Annotated in this window: 2 protein-coding genes; both read right to left on the reverse strand. The window is 49.0% G+C overall.

Annotated elements, in window-relative coordinates; all coding sequences use genetic code 11:
* Positions 1–243: 243 nt before the first annotated feature.
* Positions 244–1,131, reverse strand: a complete 888-nt coding sequence (locus tag MoGM_RS12670) for a carbon-nitrogen hydrolase (protein WP_104370420.1) — start codon at positions 1,129–1,131, stop codon at positions 244–246.
* 155 nt (positions 1,132–1,286) lie between these two features.
* Positions 1,287–2,330 carry an agmatine deiminase family protein gene (locus tag MoGM_RS12675; RefSeq protein WP_104370419.1) on the reverse strand — a complete coding sequence of 348 codons (1,044 nt, stop codon included), beginning with the start codon at positions 2,328–2,330 and terminating at the stop codon, positions 1,287–1,289.
* Between the last annotated feature and the right edge of the window lie 220 nt (positions 2,331–2,550).

Raw genomic sequence — 2,550 nt, forward strand, 5'->3', positions numbered from 1 at the left:
TTCCGCCGGTGTCTTTACTTCTGCGGCCTGCTTTTTGAAAGCCTCTTCTACTACCAAAAATCTTAAATTTGAAGACATCATTCTGTTTGTTTATTTGGTTGTTAGGTTTTGTTTGCTTGTTTTTTAGAAGACGGATGAACAGGGTTTTCCGTGGGGCGCATGGTGCGGACAGGGTGGTGTGATATGCTTATATAAAGAAAGATTGTATCTGCCTTTTGCCGTGTTTACGCCCTGTTTGTCCTGTCAGTCATCGATATATCTCTTTGTTATTCCGCCGTAGTTCTCAATCCTGCGGTCTCTGAGGAAAGGCCACCAGCGGCGTACTTGTTCGCTGTGCTTCATGTCTATGGATACTATTATACTCTCTTCGTCGTCTTCCGATGCCTCGTATATAATCTCGCCCTGAGGGCCGGCAACGAATGATGTTCCCCAGAAATTGATACCGTTGGTCTGCCCCGACGGGTCCGTCTCGTGTCCCACACGGTTCACCGCAACCACGGGCAGTCCGTTGGCCACGGCGTGTCCGCGCTGTACTGTCTGCCATGCGCGTCGCTGCCGCTGCTTTTCGTCTTCGGTGTCACTGCTCTCATAACCTATGGCTGTGGGGTAGATGAGTATCTCCGCTCCTGCAAGCGACATCAGTCGCGCAGCCTCCGGATACCATTGATCCCAGCAAACCATAACTCCCAACCGTCCCACGCTTGTGTCTATCGGTTTGAAGCCGAGGTCACCGGGCGTGAAGTAGAATTTCTCGTAGTATGCCGGGTCGTCCGGTATGTGCATCTTTCTGTATTTTCCGGCTATGGTACCGTTGCGTTCTATCACCACTGCTGTGTTATGATAAAGTCCTGCCGCACGGCGCTCGAATAGCGACGTGACTATCACCACGTTGTGTTTACGTGCCAGTTCGCCAAACAGTTCTGTCGACGGACCGGGGATTGGCTCCGCAAGGTCGAAGTTATTGACGCTTTCCACCTGACAGAAATATAGTGAGTTGTGAAGTTCTTGCAGCACGATGAGTTCCGCCCCGCGTCGCGCGAGGTCGGCCACACCTTCGGCCAGTCTTGTCATGTTGTCTTGTATGTCGGCCGTGTTGTGCTGTTGCAGAAATCCTATTCTAAGTTCTTTCATGCGTGTATGTTGTTTTATTTTATTCATTTCGTGGAGTGAGGATGATGTATATTTGCGTACTCCGGATTGCGGATAGAAGTATATGAATGTCTTTTCTCTTTTTCTGATAAATCATACATCCTTCCTCAATCCACCGGACTACATTCTCAAGAAAATCAATGATACTGCATTGTGCAGCAGTGCAGCGAACCGTGCTGTTTTATTATGCTGCGGCAGTCGATACCTACAATCTCCCGGCCGGGGAATGCCTGCGCCATGACTTCCATCGCTTTGCGGTCGTTTTCAGGTTGGCCGTATGTGGGGCATAGCACGGCGCCGTTTATCACGAGATAGTTTGCGTATGTGGCTGGCAGCCGTTCGCCGTCACCATATATAGCGTCGGGTGATGGAAGCCGTAGCAGGCGGTAGGGCTTTCCGTCGGCGGTGCGCAGCATGATAAGTTGGGTTTCCATTTTTTTTAACTCGTCGTATTGCTCGTCGGTATTGTCGTCGCACCCCATATATAATAAGGTATTGTTTGGAGCCACTCTCACCAGTGTGTCGATGTGTCCGTCTGTGTCGTCGCCAGTCAAGTTGCCGTGGTCTATCCATACTATACGGTCTGCCTTGAGCCTGCGTTTCAGTTCACTCTCGATCTCGTCTTGCGACATCGGTTGGTTGCGGTTTGGCGCCATAAGACAGCCCGTCGTGGTGAATACCGTTCCACGTCCGTCGCTCTCTATCGAGCCGCCTTCGAGCACGAAGTCAAGATTATCCTTGTATTCCCCTTTCACGATGCCTGCGTCATATAGTTTTCGGTTGATGGCATTATCTTTATCGGCCTTGAACTTCATTCCCCATCCGTTAAATCTGAAGTCGAGCAGTATACGACTGCCGTTGTTTCCGCAGAGAGTGATGAAGCCGTGGTCTCTCGCCCAGGTATCGTCCGTATCGCATTTCATCGTGATTATGTTTTCGGTGATGTCGTTTCCTGTCTTTTCGGCGATGGCTCGCAGAGCCTCTTCCGGTTGTGGAGCCACAATGATTAGCTGCTCGCGTTTGGCTATTTCCACGGCCATTTTAACATAAGTATCTGTAATTTCGCTGAGCATAGGCTGCCAATCGGTAGCCTGATGCGGCCAGGTGAGCTGTATGCCGCTTTGTGTATCCCACTCTGCGGACATCACGAATCGGCCATTGTAGGTATTGCTGTTCGTCATTTATGTCCTGTCGCTGCCTTTTTTGTAATTATGCCGCAAAGTTACTCTTTTTTTTTGAGAGAAGTATTGTATGTTGATAAAAAATCAGACAAAAGCCCTTTTATAATTCGTTTATTTCAAAATTATAATCCCGTAGGCGAAAATATCGGCGTATTTTTATGCTTCCGCAACACTCTGTTTATCAATATAATACGCTTGCTTACGTTTTTTAAGAATGCCG

Origin of the sequence: Prevotella sp. MGM1, from assembly GCF_002933775.1 — a bacterium.
Classification (GTDB): Bacteria; Bacteroidota; Bacteroidia; order Bacteroidales; family Bacteroidaceae; genus Prevotella.